This is a genomic window from uncultured Porphyromonas sp. (assembly GCF_934359325.1).
GTDB lineage: Bacteria > Bacteroidota > Bacteroidia > Bacteroidales > Porphyromonadaceae > Porphyromonas_A.
This window is the reverse complement of record NZ_CAKRLH010000119.1, coordinates 1-4,930: the sequence shown is the minus strand read 5'-3', so window position 1 is coordinate 4,930 and position 4,930 is coordinate 1. Positions and strand designations below refer to the sequence as shown.

The window sequence follows — 4,930 nt, the reverse complement described above, 5'->3', positions numbered from 1 at the left end:
CTGGGGAAGGGGTTCCTCGTAAGCATAATCTTTCAGCCCGGTCGATGACACCACGAAGCAGCTGTCGGCACCGCGCACGACCCGATCCCTGAGAGCCTGCTGGTGCATCACCGACATCAGGGGAACCAGCAGGTCGCTGTCCTTGCGCTTGGCTCGGGCATAGCTATCATTGATGGAGTCCGCTTGGTACGAGAAATAGTCCAAAAACATACTATATCTCTCACCCACAAAGAGGACGGTCCAGCCGACCTTATGTTTGTAGGGATTAGCAGGATCCTTCTGGTGCTGATACTCGTACAGTGCCCGGTATTGTGCCTGGTCGTAAATCTGCTTTGGACTATCAGCAGCTAATTTATCCCCAAAGGCTCCGGCGGCATCCTTAGGGTCTATCACCTGAGCCGACAGAGACGCTGTCATAGACAGCATAGCCACGATCAGCTCCAGTGTGTGTCTAAGTAATCTATTCATCGCTGTTTCTTCACAATAATATCTGAGTACTTACAATTGTAGCAAAAAACGATGACAAAGAAAAACACTGCACTGAATGACTAAGCAACCAAGTAGGTCGGGAAAAGAAGGTTTTCTAACTCACCTTCGTTTACACAACTCTCACACCACCGTGCGTGCCGTTTGGCATACAGCGGTTGATTTCATCATCAAGGGTCTCCATAGATGTATGAGACAAAAGGATCCCTAACGATCTGTTAGGGACCCTTCATCTGAGAGGTGCCTGGCGGATTCGAACCGCCGTAAACGGATTTGCAGTCCGGTGCATAACCACTTTGCTAAGGCACCTTATTTTTCTTTGCAGTGCAAAGGTCACAAAAAAGAATGACATTAGCAAGTGATCAGCACTGATTCCCAGGGCTGACGCGTTTGAGACTCGTACATTAGCAGCGTAACCGCATCCGCAAGGATGCCCGCTCCCTAAGCATCAGCCTCTCTGACGGGCATCAGATAGCTTACTGCATAGCTCATATGCGTCTGCCCTGCACCCTGGGACTAAACCCGGTATTAGTCATCACTATTATCGGGTTTAGTGATCACTAAACCCGGGTTTAAAATTCACCGAACTCTATCCAGCTCGAATACGATATTCCCCGGCGCCGGGGATCCCTGACGGGATCCGCCTCCCGCCGGCATTGGGGATGAGGGCAGGATCGGTCGGGGGGCGGGGTGTCAGAGGAGGGGGACCGGCGGGTAAGCCCCTGCAGGACCGGGCAGGCGAGGTAAAACTCAAATGCGTCAGTTCTGGCTGCTCCGGTGACAAAAGTAATGCCGGAGCCTGCTCTCGATCTGAGAGGAAGCTCCGGCACTACTTAGGAGAGGTCTATGACCTTATTATACCACACCGGTGAAGCCCATGAAGGCGAGCGACAGCATGCCAGCAACGAGAAGCGCCGCGGGGATGCCCTGCATAGCCTTTGGGAGGGCAGTCTTGGCGAGCTGCTCGCGGATCGTCGCAAAGAGCGAGATGGCGATCGTGTAGCCGATACCGGTCGAGAAGGCGTACATCATCGCCTGAGAGAGGTTGTAGTCCTTCTGGATCACAAGGATGGCGACACCGAGGATGACGCAGTTGGTGGTGATCAGCGGGAGGTAGATCCCGAGTGCCTGGAAGAGTGCCGGGGAGACCTTCTTGAGGACCGACTCTAGCATCTGCACGAGTGCGGCGATGACAAGGATGAAGACGACATTTTGTAGGTATCCGAGGTTATACGGGTCGAGGATCCCCTTCTGGAGACCAAAGGTGACCAGCACGGCAAGGACCATCACGAAGGTGACGGCAGCACCCATACCAAGTGCGGTGTCGAGCTTCTTCGACACGCCGAGGAAGGGACAGATACCGAGAAACTGGGCAAAGACAATATTATTGACAAATATTGCGCCGATAAGTATGACTAAATACTCCATATCTTACTATGACTTACTCGATGATGAGACTTACACTCCCTCCTTGGCTGCCATGGGCGTCTGGTGGGGCTGATCCTTGAGGAGCTCACGCTCAGCAGCCTCACGCTTGCGACGCTCGGCACTCTTCTTCCGCCTCTCCATGATGACATTATTGGCGGCGATCATATACCCGAGGACGATGAATCCACCGGGTGCGAGCACGAAGACGAGCGTACCATAGTCGGCAGAGAAGAGCTCCATACCGAAGAGCTTACCCGAGCCGAGGATCTCGCGGAAGCATCCGAGGAGCGTCAGGACGAAGGTGAAGCCCAGCCCTGAGCCGAGACCATCGACGAGGGAGTCGGCGACGCCGTTCTTGGAGGCGAAGGACTCTGCACGCCCGAGGACGATACAATTGACGACGATCAAGGGGAGGAAAATGCCGAGGGCATCGTATAGGGCGGGCGCATAGGCCTGCACCACCATCTGGACGATCGTAGTGAAGGCTGCGATCACAACGATGAATGCCGGGATGCGGACGCCATCAGGGATGACACTCTTGAGGAGCGAGATGACGACGTTGGAGCAGACGAGCACGAAGGTGGTCGCCAGTCCCATACCCATACCGGTCTCAGCACTCGAGGAGGTGCCGAGGGTGGCACACATACCGAGGAGAGAGACGAGGATGGGGTTCTCTGTGATGAATCCGTTGAGGAATACTTTACCTTTATTCATGTCGAAATCAATTTTCAGCGTTCTCGTAAGCAGTGCGTGCCTGAGTGGCGATGGCGGCCGTGCGGCTGATGGCATCAAGGAATGCACGACTCGTCACCGTGGCGCCACTGATGGCATCAATGTCTCCTCCGTCCTGAGTGACCTTGAGCGGAGTCTCGAGTGATCGTCCGCGGATGTCTGAGGAAGGGTGACCGCTGTCCCTAAACCACTGCGCCACCTGCCCCCCGAGCTGCTCGCTCTCCGACTCTTGGAGGACAGCGTAGTCGAGGAGGTGATTACCTGCATCCAGTACAGCGATAAAGAGCATAGGACCATTGTACCCACTCTCCGTGGGGGCAGTGATCGCCGCTCCCTGCCAGATGCCTCCCCTGGTGGCAGGATAGATGGTGTAGCTATAGCCTGTGGCATCAGTGACGACGCTCTGCTCGGCGACGGGATCATTGTCATGCTCAGGGAGGAGAGACAGGAGCAGGTCGCTGTCTACCTCAGTCGGCTCGGCTGTCGTGTCGGCGGTCTCACTGGTAGTCTCACCGGACTGACCAGGCACCCCATCGATGGTCTGTACACCGCGCATCGCCTTATTTACCGCGTCGAGGAAGGCACGGCTGGTGATGGTGGCGGCGGTGATGGCATCGACGGTGCCATTATCCTTGGTCACCTTGAGCGGCTCGGTGAGAGACTTGCCACGTACATCGCTGGTGGGGTGAGCCTCACTGTGGAACCAGTGAGTCACGTGAGCACCCAGTCCAGGAGTCTCGTTTTGCTCCAGGACGGTGTAGTCGATGAGGTTATTGTCGGTGTCAATGCCGACGAGGATACGGACGTCGCCGCTAAAACCATTGTGCGACGTTGACTCGACGGCATAGCCCACAGTCTCACCCGCCTTAGTTGCAGGATAGACGGTGAGGCTGTCGCCTTCGACGGCGACCTTAAATTGCTCCTTGTACGGATCATTGTCGTACTCGGGGGCGACTGCCTTGATTCCGTCCAGGGTGGTATTGATGATCTGCTGGGCGATCACCTCTGAGGTCTGGCCGTTGATGAAAGCGAGGAGACCTCCTGCCACCGAGCATACGAGCACGAGGCAGATCAGCATATGAGGTAGGGTGGATGATAGCTTCTTCATGATACTCTGTGTGATAAGCGGTTCACTTGCGGAATAAGCGAGGCTTGATGTACTGATTGATCATCGGTGTGAAGCCATTCATAAAGAGGATGGCAAAGGACATACCCTCGGGATAGGAGCCCCAGAAGCGGATCACCATCGTGATCAGTCCGATCATCACTCCGTATAGGATCTGACCGCCGGTACTCATCGGCGAGGTGACGTAGTCAGTCGCCATGAAGATCGCACCGATCAGCATACCACCCGTCATCAGCTGAAGGACCGGACTCATATACATCGACGGATCGATGAGATACATAATACCGGAGAAGATGAATGCTGTACCGAGGATCGATACGGGGATGTGCCAGGTGATCACCTTACGGAGAAGGAGGTAGACAAAGCCTATCAATAGGGCAATGGCAGAGACCTCCCCGAAGGATCCGGAGAGCTGCCCGAGGAACATCTCCGTCGCTGAGGGAAGCATATCGAGACTGTAGTCGGGCGAGCCGGCGAGTACCCCCTTGGCAATCGCCAGCGGCGTCGCTCCCGTGGTGGCATCAGTGCCTGCGGCGAGGATCTGATGTGCCGGTGGGTAGATGGTCATCTGCTTGGGGAAGGAGACAAGCAGGAAGACACGGCCGAGGATGGCGGGATTGAAGATATTATTCCCAAGACCACCGAAGGGCATCTTGGCGAGAGCAATGGCTGCGAAGTCACCGATGAGGAGGATCCAGATCGGGAGATTAGCGGGGACATTGAGTGCCAGGAGGAATCCGGTGATGATGGCGGAGCCGTCGGTGATGGTGAGCTCCTTCTTCCCCATCACGAAGCGAGTGATAAACCACTCGAAGAACATCGATGCGACGATCGAGGTCACCGTCAGAGCAAGGGGTGCCCAGCCGAAGAAGATGACCGAGGCGATCAGCGCTGGGATGAGTGCGATGATCACATCATACATATTACGCTCGATGGAGTCGTGTATGTGGACGTGGGGCGACGGGGAGACGAGTAACTTAGCTGTAGTATCAGACATGGGATGCTGTTATCTCAAAATCAAGTGATGACTCTTACTTACGTGCGCGGCGGATGGCCATGACGCGTCCCTTGCCCATGCGGATATGGTCGAGGAGGGGACGATTGGCGGGGCAGATGAAGCTGCAGCTGCCGCACTCGATACAGTCGTAGACATGGTTT

Annotated in this window: 5 protein-coding genes and 1 tRNA gene; all 6 read right to left on the bottom strand. The window is 55.5% G+C overall.

What is annotated here, in order from left to right:
* On the bottom strand, positions 1 to 468 hold a 468-nt coding region (locus tag Q0F21_RS05280; protein ID WP_297238060.1), incomplete at its 3' end, for a hypothetical protein.
* Between the two features lie 256 nt (positions 469 to 724).
* A tRNA-Cys gene (locus Q0F21_RS05275) sits at positions 725 to 795 on the bottom strand.
* Between the two features lie 546 nt (positions 796 to 1,341).
* Positions 1,342 to 1,914, bottom strand: a complete 573-nt coding sequence (locus tag Q0F21_RS05270; RefSeq protein ID WP_297237848.1) for an RnfABCDGE type electron transport complex subunit A — start codon at positions 1,912 to 1,914, stop codon at positions 1,342 to 1,344.
* A gap of 30 nt (positions 1,915 to 1,944) precedes the next feature.
* Positions 1,945 to 2,628: an electron transport complex subunit E gene (locus Q0F21_RS05265; RefSeq protein WP_297238058.1), complete on the bottom strand. Its 684-nt coding sequence runs from the start codon at positions 2,626 to 2,628 to the stop codon at positions 1,945 to 1,947.
* Positions 2,629 to 2,635: 7 nt separating this feature from the next.
* Complete coding sequence (locus Q0F21_RS05260; RefSeq protein WP_297238056.1) at positions 2,636 to 3,754, bottom strand: RnfABCDGE type electron transport complex subunit G; 1,119 nt, start codon at positions 3,752 to 3,754, stop codon at positions 2,636 to 2,638.
* A 22-nt stretch (positions 3,755 to 3,776) separates the two neighbouring features.
* A complete protein-coding gene (locus tag Q0F21_RS05255) occupies positions 3,777 to 4,769 on the bottom strand; it encodes an RnfABCDGE type electron transport complex subunit D (protein ID WP_297238054.1) in 993 nt (330 codons plus the stop codon).
* Positions 4,770 to 4,930 lie beyond the last annotated feature (161 nt).